Genomic DNA, 14,454 nt, shown 5'->3' with positions numbered 1-14,454 from the left:
GGACGGACCCCCCATGGCCGAGCTCGCCCCGCCCTTCACCGCCCTCGCTGGCCCAAGTCCGATTCCAGCCGGAGACGAAGTGCTGTAGAGTCAGGCGCGTGCGCAACCGCCCTCTCATCTTCCTCGGACTGGGGCTGATCCTCGCCGCCGCCGTGGGAGGCGGCATTGCCTGGTACCGCGACGGAGCGCCCTCCGCCCCGCCCGAAGCGGTCGCCGGCCCGGCCGCGCCCGAGCCGGCGCCCGACCTCCTGCCCCTCCCCCCGGAGATGCCGCGCATCGCCGACGGGCCCGACTACGACCGCTGCCTCACCCTGCTGCGCAACGACCCGGACGAGGCCATGCGCTTCGCCCAGGCCTGGGACGCGACCGGCGGCGGCGACGGCGCGCGCCACTGCATCGCGCTCGCCATGATCGGGCTCGGCGAGGCCGAGCGCGCCGCGGAGCGGCTGGAGCGCCTGGGCAACGGCTCGCGCGCCGGCGGCATCGCGCGCGCCCAGGTCTTCGGCCAGGCCGCCCAGGCCTGGATGATCGCCGGCGACGCCAATCGCGCCTATGGCGCCGCGACCATCGCCCTCACCCTCTCCCCGCAGGACGCCGAGCTGCTGGTGGACCGCTCCGTGATTCTGGCCGCGCTGCGCCGCTTCAACGAGGCGCTGGAGGATCTCGACGCGGCGCTGGCCATCGAGCCCGAGCGCGCCGAGGCCTGGGTGCTGCGCGCCGCCGCGCTGCGCCGGCTCGACCGCGTGGACCAGGCCGTCCAGGCGGTCGAGCGCGCGCTGGTCCTGGCGCCCGACAATGTCGAGGGCCTGCTGGAGCGGGGAATTCTACGCCAGCTCCGCGGCGACGTGGCCGGCGCGCAGACGGACTGGCGCCGCGCGATCGAGCTGGCGCCGGACAGCATGGCGGCCGACCTCGCCCATCAGAACCTGGAGCTCAGCGAGATGGGGCCCTCAAGGCGGTAGGCCCTGAAGGCGGCAGGTCGGCGCGGGGATGCCGCGACTCTCCCACCGGTGATAAGAACGGGGCGCGCCGAACCGGGCGCGACCACAGGAAACGAGCCAGGACCATGACCCCGACCCACCGCAAGGCCGCGCTGATCACCGGCGCCGGGCGCAACATCGGCCGCGCCGTCGCCGTCGCGCTGGCCCGGGACGGCTTCGACATCGTCGTCAACGGCTCGTCGGATCGCGCCGCGGCGGAATCCGTGGCGGCCGAGGCGCGCGGCTGCGGCGCGCAGGCGCTGGTGGCCATGGGCGATGTGGGCTCGCGCGAGGAGTGCCTCCGCATCGCCGCCGAGGCGCTGGCCGCCTTCGGCACGATCGACGTGCTGGTGAACAACGCCGCCCTGCGCCCGGAGAAGCCCTTCCTCGAGATCACGCCGGAGGAATGGGCGCGCGTGATGACGGTGGACCTGGAGGCGGCGGTCTGGCTGTCGCAGGCGCTGCTGCCGGGCATGATCGCCCAGGGCTGGGGCCGCATCGTGAACTTCACCGGCATGAACGCGATGCAGGGCTACACCGGCCGCGCGCCCGTCTCGGTGGCCAAGCACGGCGCCTGGGGGCTGACCAAGGCGCTCGCCAAGGAATTCGCGGCGAAGGGCGTCACGGTGAACGCCATCTCCCCTGGGCCGATCGCGGCGGATGACGACGCCCCCGGCGTCACGACGGACCGCCACGGCTATGTCGCGAAGGTTCCCTCCGGCCGCATGGGCACGCCGTCCGAGATCGCCGCCGTGGTCCGCCTGCTGGCCGGCGAGGGCGGCGCCTATGTGAACGGCCAGATGCTGCAGGTGAACGGCGGCGCGGCGACCTGAGGCTTTCGCCCGTCTCGGGTTTCAGGCCGGCGGCCGCCGGCTCGATCACCGGGCCGCGATGCCCGGATCAGCCCAGATGCTCCTTCAGCCGGGGCATCAGCTCGACCAGGTTGCAGGGCCGGAACCGCGCGTCGAGCTGGAAGACCAGGATGTCGTCCCAGGCGTCCTTGCAGGCGCCGGTGCTGCCCGGCAGCGCGAAGAGATAGGTGCCGCCCGCGACCCCGCCGATGGCGCGGGACTGGATCGTGGAGGTGCCGATCTTCTGGTAGCTCAGCATGCGGAAGAGCTCGCCGAAGCCGGTGATCTCCTTCTCCAGCACGCGGCCGAAGGCCTCCGGCGTCACGTCGCGGCCGGTGATGCCGGTGCCACCGGTGGTGACGACGCAGTCCACCTCCGGATCGGCGATCCAGGTGAGCAGCTTGGCCTCGATCGTGTCCGCCTCGTCCCGGCAGATCTCGCGGCCGACGCAGCGGTGGCCGGCCGCCTCGATGCGGGCCTGCAGCGTCTCGCCGGAGCGGTCGGCGGCGAGGTCTCGCGTGTCGCTCACCGTCAGGACGGCGATGTTGACGGGGACGAAGGCGCGGGCGGGGTCGATGGGCATGGGGGCTCTTCTTCAGGCGGGGCCGGATGCGGCCCCGCATCCCTCAGTTGGAGCGCTGGGGGCGCACCCGCAACATGGCCGTGACCTCCGTCGTGCTCGGGAAGGTCGGAAAATTCCCGCCGGCGATCTGGTCGAGCGAGGGCGTCGGCAGGCCGAGGCGGTTCGCGTAGATCCAGTGATAGGTCAGCACCCGGCTGACGAAGTTGCGCGTCTCGTTGATCGGGATGCTCTCGATGAAGAGCAGCGGGTCGGACCGATGGCGGGTGGCGGGCAGCCAGCGCGTGAGATTGCCGGGCCCCGCATTATAGGCGGCGAGGACGCGGATCAGGTCACCCTGCACCGCATCGTGCCGGACGAGGTAATGGATGTAGCGCTGGCCGATCTCGAGACTGAAGCCCGGATCGTGCAGCCGTCCGACGCCCTCGCCGCGCAGGGAGGGGTCGTTGGCCAGGTAGCTCGCCGTCGCCGGCATGATCTGCAGCAGGCCCCGGGCGCCGGCGCGGCTGATCGCGCTGCTGTCGAAGCGGCTCTCCTGCAGGGCCAGCGCGTAGAGCAGCGAGGGGTCCATGCGGAAGCCGCCATTGGGCAGCAGCGTCGGCAGCGGGAAGCGGGCGGTGTCGCGCGGGCGGCCGTCGTCGCCCTGCGCCTGGGTCGCGACCTGGGCGGAAAGGCCGTTCAGCCCGGCCTGCTGCGCCACACTGAGGATGCCCTGCACCACCTGGGTGTTGCTGCGCGTGCGGCGGTTGAGCAGCCGGAGCTCGGCCTCGGCGCGGTCCTTCTGGCCGAGCTGGAGCAGCGCCAGCGCGCGCCAGCCGCCCGCCGTCTCGGCGATCTGCTGGGCGTGGGATTCATTGGCCTGGTCGCGCTCCCAGACGAGGCCGGGCGGCAGGCCGAGGCTGCGGCGCGCGATCATGCCGTAGAAGGTGCGCGGCTCCTGCGCCGCCTGGAGCATCCAGGGGACGTAGAGGTTCGGCCGGCGGGCCCGCACGGCCGAGCGCGCCACCCAGAAGGCGGCGGCGGAGCGCAGGGTGGGCGGGGCCTTGTCGTTGCGCGCCGCGCGCTCGAAGGCGGCCTGGGCGGCCTCGAACTGCTCGGCGCCCCAGGCGGCGAGGCCGGCCTGGTAGGCGGCGAAGGGATTGTGGGGCGCATGGCGCAGCGCCTCCTGGGCCAGCCGCCAGGCATCCGCGTCGCGGCCGAGGCGGAAGAGGGTCTGCGCCATCTCCGTCTTGAGCTGGGCGAGGTAGGCCGGCGTCAGGCGGCGGGCCTGGATCAGGGCCATGGCCGCGTCCAGCTTGCCCTCGTTGATGCGCTGGAAGACCCCCCGCTCCAGCCCGGCATCCCGGCCGACGCGCGCCCCCTCGGCCGGCGCCCGGTCCTCGGGAAGGAGGTCCGCCTGGATCTCCGGCTGGCTCGGCGGCGGGGGAGCGGCGGCGCCGCGCGGCAGGCGGGCGACCAGGGCCTCGTGGACCGCCGGGGCGTCCGGCAGGTCGGAGAAATCCGCGAGCCAGGCCTGAAGCTCGTAGACCGTGGGCTGGCCGCGCAGATAGCGGTCGGCGAGGAGGTGGCCCATCAGCCGGCGGTCGTCCAGTCGCTCGGACTCCCGCACGGCGGTCGCCATGTCGCCCTTCGCCTGCGCCTCGAAGGCACGGCGGAGCCGGGCGGCGTCCGCAGCCGAGAGCGGCTGCGGCAGTCCGACGGTTTGCGGTCGCGTCCGCGCCTGGGAAGAGGCGGAGGGTTCGTTGGCCCGTTGAGCGGTGGCCGGGGCAAGCCCGGCGCCGAGAAGCAGAAACCCGGCCATCAGGCCGGGTCGAAGTCGGGCCATGAGGCAGATCGCTCGCATGACCAGCCACGGCGTAGCCAGTCCCGGCCGAGCTGGCAAGCGATCATTTCGCGCGCTCATACAACCGGACCAGATGCGGCCGCATCATCAGCGCCGTTTGGCAGTCAGCCTTGATCTAGCCATCTTTGACGCTGCGTCGGAGCAGCAGGAGGTCTGCCCAAGCATCGCGCTTGGCGATAGGATTTCTGAGGAGATAGGCGGGATGCCAAGTCGGCAACGCCTTGAATACTGTTCCGTCAAGTACCGTTACTTCATGCCACCGGCCGCGCAGGCGGGTGATGCCCTCGCGGGCCTGGAGCACGCCCTTTGCCGAGACGCCCCCCGCAAGCACCAGGAAGCGCGGCGCGGCCAGCTGCACATGGCGGAGCACGAAGGGCAGGAAGAGCGAGATCTCGGCATCGGTCGGCGTGCGGTTCCCCGGCGGCCGGAATGGCAGGATATTGGTGATGTAGAGGCTCTCCGCCCGGCTCAGCCCGATCGAGGCGAACATCCGGTCGAGCAGCTGGCCCGAGGCGCCGACGAAGGGCTTTCCCTGCCGGTCCTCCTCGGCGCCGGGCGCCTCGCCGATGATCATGACCGGCGCCCCCGGCACGCCGTCGCTGAAGACGAAATTGGTCGCGGTCTCGCGCAGGGCGCTGCCCTCGAAGGCGGCCATGGCGGCGCGCAGCTCCTCCAGCGTCGAGGCGCCGGCGGCCAGGGCCGCGGCCGCCTCGCCCACGGGCGGCAGCCGGCGCAACGGCACGGGCGCGGAGGGCCTTGCGGCGGGGCGCGCGGCGGGCTCCGGCGGCGGCGCGGCGGCGGCGCGCGCCACGGGGGCGTCGAGCATCGCCTCGTCGGCGCCCATCGCGACCTGCCAGCTCAGGGCGGCGACCAGCGCCTCGCGTTCGGTGGCGGCTTCCATCGCCCCTGTCTAGAGCAGGATCCGTCCCGGCGAAATCGCCGGGCGGCGCACCCTCCCCCGCGCGACCGGGCCGCATTTCGGCCCGGCGCGCGGCGCGGGTTCCGCGAAGCCGCCGCCTCGTCTAGTGAAGGGCTCAGGTCAGCTTTGCGGCGGAAAGGTCCAGGGAATGAGCGAAGAGCGCGAAAGCATGGAGTTCGACGTGCTGATCGTGGGCGGCGGGCCCTCCGGCCTGGCCGCGGCGATCCGCCTGAAGCAGCTCTCGCCCGAGATGAGCGTCTGCCTGGTCGAGAAGGGCAGCGAGATCGGCGCCCATGTGCTCAGCGGCGCCGTGCTGGAGCCGCGGGCGCTGGACGAGCTGCTGCCCGACTGGCGCGACAGCCCGCCGGACCTCGCCACGCCCGCCGGCGACGACCGCTTCATGCTGCTCACCGAGACCAAGGCCTACAAGCTGCCGACGCCGCCGCAGATGAACAACCACGGCAACTACGTCGTCAGCCTGGGCAACGTCGCGCGCTGGCTGGGCGCCAAGGCCGAGGAGCTGGGCGTCGAGATCTATCCGGGCTTCGCGGCCTCCGAGACGATCATCGAGGAGGGTGTCGTGAAGGGCGTCGTGGCCGGCGTCATGGGCATCCAGAAGAACGGCGAGAAGGGCCCGGACTACCAGCCCGGCATGGAGCTGCGCGCCGCCTACACGATCTTCGCCGAGGGCTGCCGCGGCAGCCTGACCAAGCGGCTCTTCGAGACCTACGACCTGCGCGCCGATTGCCAGCCGCAGACCTTCGGCCTGGGCATCAAGGAGCTCTGGGAGATTCCCAGGGAGAAGCATACGCCGGGCCTCGTCTGGCACAGCGCCGGCTGGCCGCTGAAGAGCGACACCTATGGCGGCTCCTTCCTCTACATGTTCGGCGAGAACCTGGTGACGATCGGCTTCGTCGTGGGCCTCGACTACCCGAATCCCTGGCTCTCGCCCTTCGACGAGTTCCAGCGCTTCAAGCAGCACCCGGCGGTGCGGCCCATGCTGGAGGGCGGCAAGCGCGTCAGCTACGGCGCCCGCGCGCTGAACGAGGGCGGTCTGCAGTCGATCCCCAAGCTGGTCTTCCCGGGCGGCCTGCTGATCGGCGACACCGCGGGCTTCCTCAACGTGCCGAAGATCAAGGGCACGCACACCGCGATGAAGTCCGGCATGGTCGCGGCCGAGGCGGTCGCCGCAGCGCTGGCCGGCGACCGTCCGCCGGTGCTCGAATCCTACCCCGCCGCGCTGAAGGCGAGCTGGGTCTGGCCGGAGCTGGAGGGCGTTCGCAACATCCGCCCCGGCTTCGCGAAATGGGGGCTCTGGGGCGGGCTGGTGAATGCCGCGCTCGACACCTACCTCTTCCGCGGCAAGGCGCCCTGGACCATGGCCCACCATGCCGACCACGACAGCCTGAAGAAGGCGGCCGAGGCCACGCGCATCGTCTATCCCAAGCCCGACGGGGTGATCAGCTTCGACCGGCTCTCCTCGGTCTTCCTCTCGAACACCAACCACGAGGAGAACCAGCCCGCGCACCTCGTGCTGCGCGATCCGGGCAAGTGGCGGGGCGTGAACTGGGAGAGCTTCGCAAGTCCGGAGAGCCGCTACTGCCCGGCCGCCGTCTACGAGGCCGTCGGCGCCGAGGAGGGCAACCCGCACCTCGTGATCAACGCGCAGAACTGCGTGCACTGCAAGACCTGCGACATCAAGGATCCGACGCAGAACATCGACTGGAAGACGCCCGAGGGTGGCGGCGGGCCGAACTATCCCGGCGGGATGTGACGCCGGCCGCACCAGGGCCGCGGGAATTCCTTTCGCGCGAATCCGATGCCGGATTATCGATGGCATTCGTCATCCAAAAGGACACGCCATGAGCCTCGATGCCTGGTCCTCCCGCGTTCTCAGCCTCATGCGCTTCGTCGCCGGGCTGCTCTTCCTGATGCATGGAACCCAGAAGCTCCTCGGCTGGCCGGCCCGCGCCAATGCGGGGCCGGAATTCTTCTCCCAGATGGGCCTGGGCGGGATGATCGAGATCGTGGGCGGCACGCTCATCATGATCGGCCTCTTCACCCGGCCGGCCGCCTTCATCTGCTCGGGCATGATGGCCGTGGCCTATTTCCAGTTCCACGCGCCGGGGAACTTCTTCCCCATCCTCAACCGAGGCGAGGGCGCGATCCTCTTCTGCTTCGTCTTCTTCTACCTCGTCTTCGCGGGCCCCGGCCCCTGGAGCCTGGACGCGAAGCGGAAGTAGGCCGGGGGGCCACGCCCGGGCGGGCATCACGGCCCGGGCGCCGGCCGGTTGCGCGGGCATGCCCCGCCACCCATATTGGGCGGCCACCAAGTGAGAGGGCCCTGCGGCCAAATGGACACCATCTTCCGCGGCGACCTGTCCGCGCCGGGCGGCCGCCGCCTGGCCTGGCTCGACGCGCTTTTCGTGGACCACGCGGTGTTCCGCCTGATCTGGACCAACTTCGCCGCCGTGGAGCCCGGGGTCCTGTACCGCTGCAACCACCCCACGCCGGGACGGCTGGCGGAGATGACGCGGCGCTATGGCATCAGGACACTCATCAACCTGCGTGGCCAGGCGAAGAACGGCTCCGACGCGCTCAGCCGCGACATGGCGGAGCGTCTGGGCCTCACCTTCATCGACATGGCGCTGGAAAGCCGCGGCGCTCCGCAGAAGGTCCGGATCGAGCGGATGGCGGCCATCTTCGGCGCGATGGACCGGCCGGCGATCATGCACTGCAAGTCCGGCGCCGACCGGGCGGGCCTCGCCGCCGCGCTCTTCGTGCTGCTGAACGGCGGCACCGGGGCCGAGGCCCTGCGCCAGCTCTCGCTGCGCTTCGGCCATTTCTCCCGCTCCAAGACCGGCATCCTCGACGCCTTCGTCCGCCGCTACATGCGCGACGGCGAGGGCCGCAAGCCCTTCCTGGACTGGGTGCGCGAGGATTACGACGAGGAGGCGCTGCGCCGCGACTTCCGCGCGCGCGGCCTCGCGAGCTTCATCAACGACCGCCTGCTGAAGCGCGAATAGGACAGCCCGCCATGAAGCCGGAGGATGTCGTCGAGACCCTGCCGATCTCCGAATGGAGCGGCGGGATCCCGCCCGAGCTGCAGCGCCGCGCCGCCGACGCGCTGGAGGGCGGGAAGGTGCTGTTCTTCCCGGACCTCCCCTTCCGCCTGGAAGCCGCCGAGACCGGCTTCCTCGACCAGACCGCCGCCAGCGGCGAGCGCAAGAACGTCAGCCTCGACCCGCGGACCGGAAAGCTCGGCGGCGCCGCCTATGAGGGCGAGGAGGCGCGCGCCCTTGCCGCCATGCTGGAGCGGTTCGGCCAGCAGGCGACCGGCTTCGTCCGCGGCCTGATCCCCGCCTATGCGGCAGAGCTCGAGCGGGCGCGCACCAGCTTCCGGCCCGTCGAGGTGAAGGGCCGCAGCTACTCGACGCGCCACGACGACCGGCTGCTGCATGTCGACGCCTTCCCGACACGCCCCCTCGCCGGCCGGCGCATCCTGCGGCTGTTCAGCAACATCGCCCCGGACGGCGCGCTGCGCGAATGGCGGGTCGGCGAGCCCTTCGCCGATCATGCCGCGCGGTTCCTGCCCCGGATCCGGGCGCCCCTGCCCGGCCAGGCGATGGTCATGAACCTGCTCGGCCTGACCAAGGCGCCGCGCACCCGCTACGACCACCTGATGATGGGCCTGCACGACCAGGCCAAGTACGACGGAGACTATCAGGCCAACGGCCCCCGCGCCGACGTGACCTTCCCGCCGAACAGCAGCTGGATGGTCTATACCGACCAGGTCCTGCACGCGGCGCTGGGCGGGCGCTTCGCGCTGGAGCAGACCTTCCACCTGCCGGTCGAGGCGATGCTGCATCCGGAACGGACGCCCCTGCGCGTGCTGGAACGGCTCACGGGGCGGGCACTGGTCTGACGACAGGGGGCGCCGCCGTCCGGCGTCTTTGTCTTGGGCGATCCGAAACGCTAGTCTCGCGCGGGCCGTCGCGAGTCATCCAGGGTGGGCGACGCGCGGGGCCAGAGGACGGGGATACGCCTTGCTGAGACTCCATGGCACGCCGAAGAGCCGCAACTTCCGCTGCATCTGGGCCGCCGAGGAGGCGGGCCTCCCCTACGAGATCGTTCCCGTGGGGCTCGGCGCGCCGGTGAAGGCGCCCTCCCATCTCAAGGTGAACCCGAACGGCAAGGTCCCGGCGATGGAGGACGGCGAGCTGGTGCTCTTCGAGAGCCTCGCCATCAACCTGCACATCGCCGCCAAGGCGGGCGCGCCGCTGAGCCCCGCCGGCGACGACCATAGCCGCGTGCTGCAATGGACGCTCTGGGCCGCGACGGAGGTGGAGCCCTCGGCCGGGCAATGGGCCTACAACGCCTATCTCCGCCCGCCAGAGGAGCGCGACCCGGGCCAGGCCGCCGCCGGCGCCGCGGGCGTGATCGCGCGGCTGGACGTGCTGGAGGGCCAGCTCACGGCCGCGCATGTGGTGGGGCCGGACTTCACGATCGCCGACCTCAACCTCGCCTCGGTGCTGTTCGGCGCCTGGAGCAACAGGTTCGACTTCGGCGGCCATCCGCGGGTGAAGGCCTGGCTGGACCGCTGCTTCGACCGCCCCCGCGCGCTGGCCGCCCGCAAGCTGCGGGATGCGGCCTAGGGGCCGGGGCTTGGGCCAGGACATCATCGACTGCGCCCGGCGCATGGACGCGCTGGGCTTCATGCCGAGCAAGTCCGGCAACGTGTCCGTCCGCACCGAGGGCGGGTTCCGCATCACGCCCTCGGGCCTGCCCTATGCGGCCCTGACCGAGGCCGACCTCGTGGAGGTGGCGCTGGACGGCCACGTGCTCCACGGCCACCGGCGGCCTTCCTCCGAATGGCGGCTGCACGCCGCGATCTACGCGGCGCGGCCGGAGGCGAAGGCACTCGTGCACACGCACAGCCCGCGCGCGACGGCCCTCTCCTGCGCGCGGCGCGGGCTGCCGCCCTTCCACTACATGATCGCGCTGGCCGGCGGGGACGACATCCCCTGCTCCGGCTACGCCACCTTCGGCACGCAGGAGCTGGCCGAGGCCGCGGCCGTGGCGATCGCCGGGCGTCGCGCCTGCCTGCTAGCGAATCACGGCGTGGTCGCGATCGGCTCCGGGCTGGCGGCGGCGGAGACGCTGGCGCGGGAGGTGGAGAACCTCGCCTCCGAATACCTGGACCTGCTGCAGGCGGGGCTGGAGCCGGTGCTGCTGACGGCGGAGGAGATGGTCGCCGTCACGGCGCAGTTTGGGGGGTATGGGAGGTTGGATTGACGGAGATTTCCGCTTCACCTCAGCCGCGCGACGGCGGCCTGCCGCGCAGCCAGGCCGAGGCGATATTGGCATGGTCGGAGAAGGTCATTTCCTGAGCCGTCAGGCTGATCGTGGCCAGAATCTCCGGCAGTTCGGCCTGGAAGTCCCGGTACCGCCGCGCGATCGTCTGCGCGCCGGCAGGATGTCCTGACGCGGCTGAGCCGCCAGCCAGGACCTCAGGGCGTGGATCGCTCGGTCAACGTCGTCCCCATGCTCGCGGATGTCCTGCCCCGCGATATCGGAAATGAAGCGCTGGAAGCGGTAGCGCTCGCGATCCAGGATGAGACAGACTTTCCGGCGCTGCGCGCCCGTGCCGAAGCGGACAGCCCCCATGAAGAGGCCAAGCTCCAGCGGCATGTTGAAGCGCGGCAAGGCGTTCACGTCATCCAGTTCGGTGCGCGAGATGTCGTGCACCGGTCTTCTTCATGAGGCCAATATGGGCGCGCCGACGGGCGCGCCGCAAGTGGGAAGGACCAGAGGAAAGGCCCCGTCAGTAGTCCTCGCCCAGCAGCGGAAACGCGCTGTGCACATGCGGGAAGAGCACCGGCGGCGCGCCGAGATGCACGTGGCTGCGATTGAGCTGCGCGAAGCTGTTCACCCCGGTCAGGCCGAGCGCCTTGATGGTCTCGTCCTCCAGGATCTCGAACATCGTGCGCATGCCCGAGGCCCCGTCCGCCGCCAGCGCGTAGAGGTAGAGCCGCCCGAGCCCGACCCAGTCGGCGCCCAGCGCGATCGCCTTCACGAGATCCGTGCCGCGGGTGAAGCTGCCGTCCACCATGATCTTCGCGCGGCCGGCGACGGCCTCGACGATCTCGGGGACGATGTCGAGCGAGCCGCGCCCGCCATCGAGCTGCCGCCCGCCATGATTCGAGCAATAGACCACGTCCACGCCGTGGTCGCAGGCGATGGCGGCGTCCTCGCCCGTGCCGATGCCCTTGAGGATCAGTGGGATCCTGTACTTGTCCTTGAAGCGCTTCACCTCGCGCCAGGAGAGCGCGGCCTGGTGGTCCATGCCGGAATTGGCGGCGCGCCAGGTCTTCACGAAGCGCTTGGCGATGTCGCGCTCGCGGCGGCTGTAATGGGCGGTGTCCACCGTCATGCAGAAGGCGTCGTAGCCGGCCGCGATGGCGCGCTCGACGATCTCGTCCACCCACTCGTCGCCGCCCCGCACGTAGAGCTGGAAAATCTTCGGGCCTGACGCCGCCTGGGCGCAGGCCTCGAGGCCCGGCTGGCTCACGCTCGACAGCATATAGGGCACGCCGAAGGCGCCGGCGCCCTGCGCCACCGTCGCGCCGCCGCCCGGCTCGAAGCTCTCCAGCGAGCCGACGGGCGCGCAGAAGACCGGCAGGCGGATCCTGTGGCCGAAGAAGTCCACGCTGGCATCGACCTTGGAGACGTCGTTCAGCACGCGCGGGCGCAGCGCCACGGTGTCGATCGCCATGCGGTTGCGGCGCAGCGTCGTCTCCGTCTCGGTCGCGCCCACCAGGTAGTCCCAGATGTTCGGGCTCAGCTTGTGCTTCGCCGCCTTCACGAATTCGTGAAGGCACAGGAAGCGGCCCTCGTTGTCACTGACCATCACGTCTCTCCCACTCGTCGCCGCGGAGGCTAGAGCAGGATCGCCCTGCGCGAAATCACCCCGGGGGCAGGTTTCGCACGGAGCGGCGGCAAGCCGGGGCCGCCCGACTCCTTCCGTCCTTCCGATGATCGGACGCCTGCTCCTGCTGGCCCTGCTGCCGGCCTTCGACACGGGCCACTTGCGCCGCCTCTGCGACACGGGCCGCCGGCTCGCCCGATCTGGCGACGCCTGGCGCGACGGGGTAAGGGTCGGCAGCGCCCCATGATGACGATCGTCCCACCAGCCCCGGTGACCAGGCCGCTTCCGGGGCGTTCCGAAACTGTTGAGCGGAGACGACGGCGGATGCGACTGGGAAGATGGCTTGCGATGGCGGCGATGGCCCCGCTTCTCGCCGGATGCGGATCGCTGCTGGGCGCCGGGACGGAGACCGCGGCGGGCGTCGCCGGAGCCGGCATCGCGACCGCCGCCACCAGCAACGCGACCGTGGCCGCCGGCATCGGCCTCGGCGTCTCGGCCGGCGCGCGGGCCGGGCTGCAATACGCCCAGCGCCGCGTGCACCGGAATGCGCAGAACGCCGTGGCGGAAGCCGCGGGCGCCCTTCGCCCGGGCCAGGTCGGCGCCTGGAGCATCCGGCACAGCGTCCCCATCGAGTCGGACGAGCAGGGCCAGGTGGTGGTCACGCGCGTGATCGGCAACGGCGCCTTCGCCTGCCGCGAGATCGTCTTCTCGGTGGACAAGGAGGAACGCGGCGAGCCCCGGCGCAGCTTCTACACGGCGATGATCTGCCGCGACGCCGCGCGCTGGCGCTGGGCCAGCGCGGAGCCGGCGACGGAGCGCTGGGGATCGCTGCAATGAGGCGCCTGCTGCCCTTGGCGCTCCTGGCGGGACTGCTCGCCGGCTGCGACGCCGTGCGGGCGGCGCCGCAAATTCTCGGCGCGGGCGCGGCGATCGTCAGCGGCGCGGGCACGGTGAATCCCGGCGTGGGCGTGGCGATCGGCCTCGGCGTCACCGCCGCCACGGACTATGCGCTGAAATACTATGGCCGCTCGCGGCAGGATTCGACGCAGGACGCCATCGCCGCGGCGGCCGGAGCGCTGCCGCCCGGCGGCCAGGCGCCCTGGGAGATCCGCCACACCATCCCCATCGGCAACGAGCGCGGCGTGGTGCATCTGGTGCGCGACATCGACAACCCGCTGGCGCCCTGCCGGGAGATCGTCTTCTCGGTCGTGGACGGCGAGACGGTCGACTGGTTCAACGCCAATATCTGCCGCAACGGCGCGCGGTGGCGCTGGGCGAGCGCGGAGCCGGCCGTCGAGCGCTGGGGTGCCCTTCACTAGCCCCCCATCCCGCGCAACACTCGGCGGGACTTGTTTGAGGGCATGATTCACGTCTCCGGCGATGCCGCCTTCGACGATCATGCGCCGAGGGGGAACTGCGTATGAAGACCGTCACCGAACGCCGCCAGCGCGCCCGCGCCGTCCTGGAGGGCCGCGCCTGCGTCCACCCCGCCTCGGTGCACGATCCGCTCTCCGCCCGCATCGCCGAGGAGCTGGGCTTCGAGCTGGGCATGTTCGCCGGCTCCACCGCCTCGCTCGCCATCCTGGGCGCGCCCGACCACATCCTCATCACGCTGACCGAATTCGCGCAGCAGTGCCGCCGCATCACCCGCGCCGGCTCGCTGCCGCTGGTGGTGGATGCCGACCATGGCTACGGCAATGCGCTCAACGTGCAGCGCACGGTCGAGGAATGCGAGGTGGCCGGCATCGCCGCCATGTCCATCGAGGACACGGAGCTCCCCCGCCCCTACGGCGCGCCCCGGCCGCGCCTCATCTCCCTCGAGGAGGGCGTCGGCAAGATGAGGGCGGCGGTGGCGGCGAAGGCCGACAGATCGCTCTGCATCTTCGCGCGGACGGGGGCGATGAACGTCACCTCGAAGGAGGACTGCCTGGCGCGCATCAAGGCCTATAACGGCACGGGCACCGACGGGATCTTCCTCACCGGCGTCACCACGCGCGACGAGCTGGACGCGGCCGCGGAGGTGGCGAAGCAGCCCCTCATCCTCGGCACGCTCTCGCCCGAGATCGCCGACCGCGACTACCTGGCCAGCCGCGGCGTGCGCATCGCGCTGCAGGGCCATGCGCCGAGCCAGGCGGCGGCGCAGGCCATCCACGCGACGCTGAAGGCGCTGCGCGACGGCGTCTCGCCCTCGGCGCTGACCGGGCTGCCGGAGCAGGGCGCCATGGCGCGCTGGACCCGCGAGGAGCCCTATTCGGCGGCGATGAAGGACTATCTGGGGTAGCAGCCCCGGCTCGACAGACCAGCCGGCCGATTCCGCGCTGCCGCGGCGGGAGCCGGTGCCCCGGCGGAGGGC

Annotated in this window: 17 protein-coding genes; 12 read left to right on the top strand and 5 right to left on the bottom strand. The window is 71.6% G+C overall.

The genetic code is table 11. The annotated features are described in order from the left end of the window. Positions 1-98 precede the first annotated feature (98 nt). On the top strand, positions 99-962 hold the full coding sequence (locus EJV46_RS03685; RefSeq protein WP_165585320.1) for a tetratricopeptide repeat protein: 864 nt from the start codon (positions 99-101) through the stop codon (positions 960-962). A 104-nt stretch (positions 963-1,066) separates the two neighbouring features. Continuing rightward, the gene (locus tag EJV46_RS03680) at positions 1,067-1,813 is read left to right on the top strand and encodes an SDR family NAD(P)-dependent oxidoreductase (RefSeq protein ID WP_131547222.1); all 747 of its coding nucleotides are present in this window, start codon (positions 1,067-1,069) and stop codon (positions 1,811-1,813) included. A gap of 67 nt (positions 1,814-1,880) precedes the next feature. On the opposite strand, the gene moaB is transcribed toward EJV46_RS03680, so the two are convergent. From moaB to EJV46_RS03665, 3 genes are all read right to left on the bottom strand, one after another. Next, the gene (moaB, locus tag EJV46_RS03675; RefSeq protein ID WP_131547221.1) at positions 1,881-2,414 is read right to left on the bottom strand and encodes a molybdenum cofactor biosynthesis protein B; all 534 of its coding nucleotides are present in this window, start codon (positions 2,412-2,414) and stop codon (positions 1,881-1,883) included. Between the two features lie 43 nt (positions 2,415-2,457). Continuing rightward, a complete protein-coding gene (locus tag EJV46_RS03670) occupies positions 2,458-4,032 on the bottom strand; it encodes a lytic transglycosylase domain-containing protein (protein ID WP_131547220.1) in 1,575 nt (524 codons plus the stop codon). Positions 4,033-4,369: 337 nt separating this feature from the next. Continuing rightward, positions 4,370-5,155, bottom strand: coding sequence for a uracil-DNA glycosylase (locus EJV46_RS03665; RefSeq protein WP_131547219.1), 786 nt, complete (start codon positions 5,153-5,155; stop codon positions 4,370-4,372). 166 nt (positions 5,156-5,321) lie between these two features. Between EJV46_RS03665 and EJV46_RS03660 the strand changes: the two genes are divergently transcribed. From EJV46_RS03660 to EJV46_RS03635, 6 genes are all read left to right on the top strand, one after another. Next, positions 5,322-6,947, top strand: a complete 1,626-nt coding sequence (locus tag EJV46_RS03660; protein WP_131547218.1) for an electron transfer flavoprotein-ubiquinone oxidoreductase — start codon at positions 5,322-5,324, stop codon at positions 6,945-6,947. Positions 6,948-7,035: 88 nt separating this feature from the next. After that, the gene (locus EJV46_RS03655; RefSeq protein ID WP_131547217.1) at positions 7,036-7,416 is read left to right on the top strand and encodes a DoxX family protein; all 381 of its coding nucleotides are present in this window, start codon (positions 7,036-7,038) and stop codon (positions 7,414-7,416) included. A gap of 120 nt (positions 7,417-7,536) precedes the next feature. Then, complete coding sequence (locus EJV46_RS03650; protein WP_165585404.1) at positions 7,537-8,199, top strand: fused DSP-PTPase phosphatase/NAD kinase-like protein; 663 nt, start codon at positions 7,537-7,539, stop codon at positions 8,197-8,199. An 11-nt stretch (positions 8,200-8,210) separates the two neighbouring features. Continuing rightward, positions 8,211-9,098 (top strand): Kdo hydroxylase family protein, encoded by an 888-nt coding sequence (locus EJV46_RS03645; RefSeq protein WP_131547215.1) that lies wholly within the window; start codon positions 8,211-8,213, stop codon positions 9,096-9,098. A 121-nt stretch (positions 9,099-9,219) separates the two neighbouring features. Beyond that, complete coding sequence (locus EJV46_RS03640) at positions 9,220-9,828, top strand: glutathione S-transferase family protein (RefSeq protein WP_131547214.1); 609 nt, start codon at positions 9,220-9,222, stop codon at positions 9,826-9,828. Between the two features lie 10 nt (positions 9,829-9,838). After that, entirely contained in the window at positions 9,839-10,468 is a 630-nt protein-coding gene (locus tag EJV46_RS03635) for a class II aldolase/adducin family protein (RefSeq protein ID WP_240782383.1), read from the top strand. A 99-nt stretch (positions 10,469-10,567) separates the two neighbouring features. On the opposite strand, the gene EJV46_RS23000 is transcribed toward EJV46_RS03635, so the two are convergent. Then, positions 10,568-10,921, bottom strand: a complete 354-nt coding sequence (locus tag EJV46_RS23000; RefSeq protein WP_206020694.1) for a hypothetical protein — start codon at positions 10,919-10,921, stop codon at positions 10,568-10,570. Between the two features lie 76 nt (positions 10,922-10,997). Beyond that, positions 10,998-12,083 (bottom strand): alpha-hydroxy acid oxidase, encoded by a 1,086-nt coding sequence (locus EJV46_RS03625; RefSeq protein WP_131547212.1) that lies wholly within the window; start codon positions 12,081-12,083, stop codon positions 10,998-11,000. A gap of 124 nt (positions 12,084-12,207) precedes the next feature. Between EJV46_RS03625 and EJV46_RS22665 the strand changes: the two genes are divergently transcribed. The 4 genes from EJV46_RS22665 (at position 12,208) to EJV46_RS03610 (ending at position 14,382) form a co-directional block, all read left to right on the top strand. Then, positions 12,208-12,348: a hypothetical protein gene (locus EJV46_RS22665; RefSeq protein ID WP_165585319.1), complete on the top strand. Its 141-nt coding sequence runs from the start codon at positions 12,208-12,210 to the stop codon at positions 12,346-12,348. A gap of 110 nt (positions 12,349-12,458) precedes the next feature. Continuing rightward, positions 12,459-12,938: a hypothetical protein gene (locus tag EJV46_RS03620; RefSeq protein ID WP_240782382.1), complete on the top strand. Its 480-nt coding sequence runs from the start codon at positions 12,459-12,461 to the stop codon at positions 12,936-12,938. Beyond that, a complete protein-coding gene (locus tag EJV46_RS03615; protein ID WP_131547210.1) occupies positions 12,935-13,420 on the top strand; it encodes a hypothetical protein in 486 nt (161 codons plus the stop codon). Before EJV46_RS03620 ends, EJV46_RS03615 begins: the two co-directional genes overlap by 4 nt. Before the next feature lie 101 nt (positions 13,421-13,521). Continuing rightward, entirely contained in the window at positions 13,522-14,382 is an 861-nt protein-coding gene (locus EJV46_RS03610; protein WP_131547209.1) for an oxaloacetate decarboxylase, read from the top strand. Positions 14,383-14,454 lie beyond the last annotated feature (72 nt).

The organism is Roseococcus sp. SYP-B2431 (genome assembly GCF_004336745.1).
Taxonomy (GTDB): domain Bacteria; phylum Pseudomonadota; class Alphaproteobacteria; order Acetobacterales; family Acetobacteraceae; genus Roseococcus.
The sequence above is the reverse complement of the archived record's forward strand: the minus strand, read 5'-3'. Positions and strand labels throughout refer to the sequence as shown.

Coding starts and splice junctions, on each gene's coding strand:
- EJV46_RS03620 (WP_240782382.1), top strand. CDS start 12,459: ATGGCCCCGCTTCTCGCCGGATGCGGATCGCTGCTGGGCGCCGGGACG.
- EJV46_RS03680 (WP_131547222.1), top strand. CDS start 1,067: ATGACCCCGACCCACCGCAAGGCCGCGCTGATCACCGGCGCCGGGCGC.
- EJV46_RS03670 (WP_131547220.1), bottom strand. CDS start 4,032: ATGGCGACCGCCGTGCGGGAGTCCGAGCGACTGGACGACCGCCGGCTG.
- EJV46_RS03625 (WP_131547212.1), bottom strand. CDS start 12,083: ATGGTCAGTGACAACGAGGGCCGCTTCCTGTGCCTTCACGAATTCGTG.
- EJV46_RS03645 (WP_131547215.1), top strand. CDS start 8,211: ATGAAGCCGGAGGATGTCGTCGAGACCCTGCCGATCTCCGAATGGAGC.
- EJV46_RS03615 (WP_131547210.1), top strand. CDS start 12,935: ATGAGGCGCCTGCTGCCCTTGGCGCTCCTGGCGGGACTGCTCGCCGGC.
- EJV46_RS22665 (WP_165585319.1), top strand. CDS start 12,208: ATGATCGGACGCCTGCTCCTGCTGGCCCTGCTGCCGGCCTTCGACACG.
- EJV46_RS03665 (WP_131547219.1), bottom strand. CDS start 5,155: ATGGAAGCCGCCACCGAACGCGAGGCGCTGGTCGCCGCCCTGAGCTGG.
- EJV46_RS03610 (WP_131547209.1), top strand. CDS start 13,522: ATGAAGACCGTCACCGAACGCCGCCAGCGCGCCCGCGCCGTCCTGGAG.
- EJV46_RS03655 (WP_131547217.1), top strand. CDS start 7,036: ATGAGCCTCGATGCCTGGTCCTCCCGCGTTCTCAGCCTCATGCGCTTC.
- EJV46_RS03660 (WP_131547218.1), top strand. CDS start 5,322: ATGAGCGAAGAGCGCGAAAGCATGGAGTTCGACGTGCTGATCGTGGGC.
- moaB (WP_131547221.1), bottom strand. CDS start 2,414: ATGCCCATCGACCCCGCCCGCGCCTTCGTCCCCGTCAACATCGCCGTC.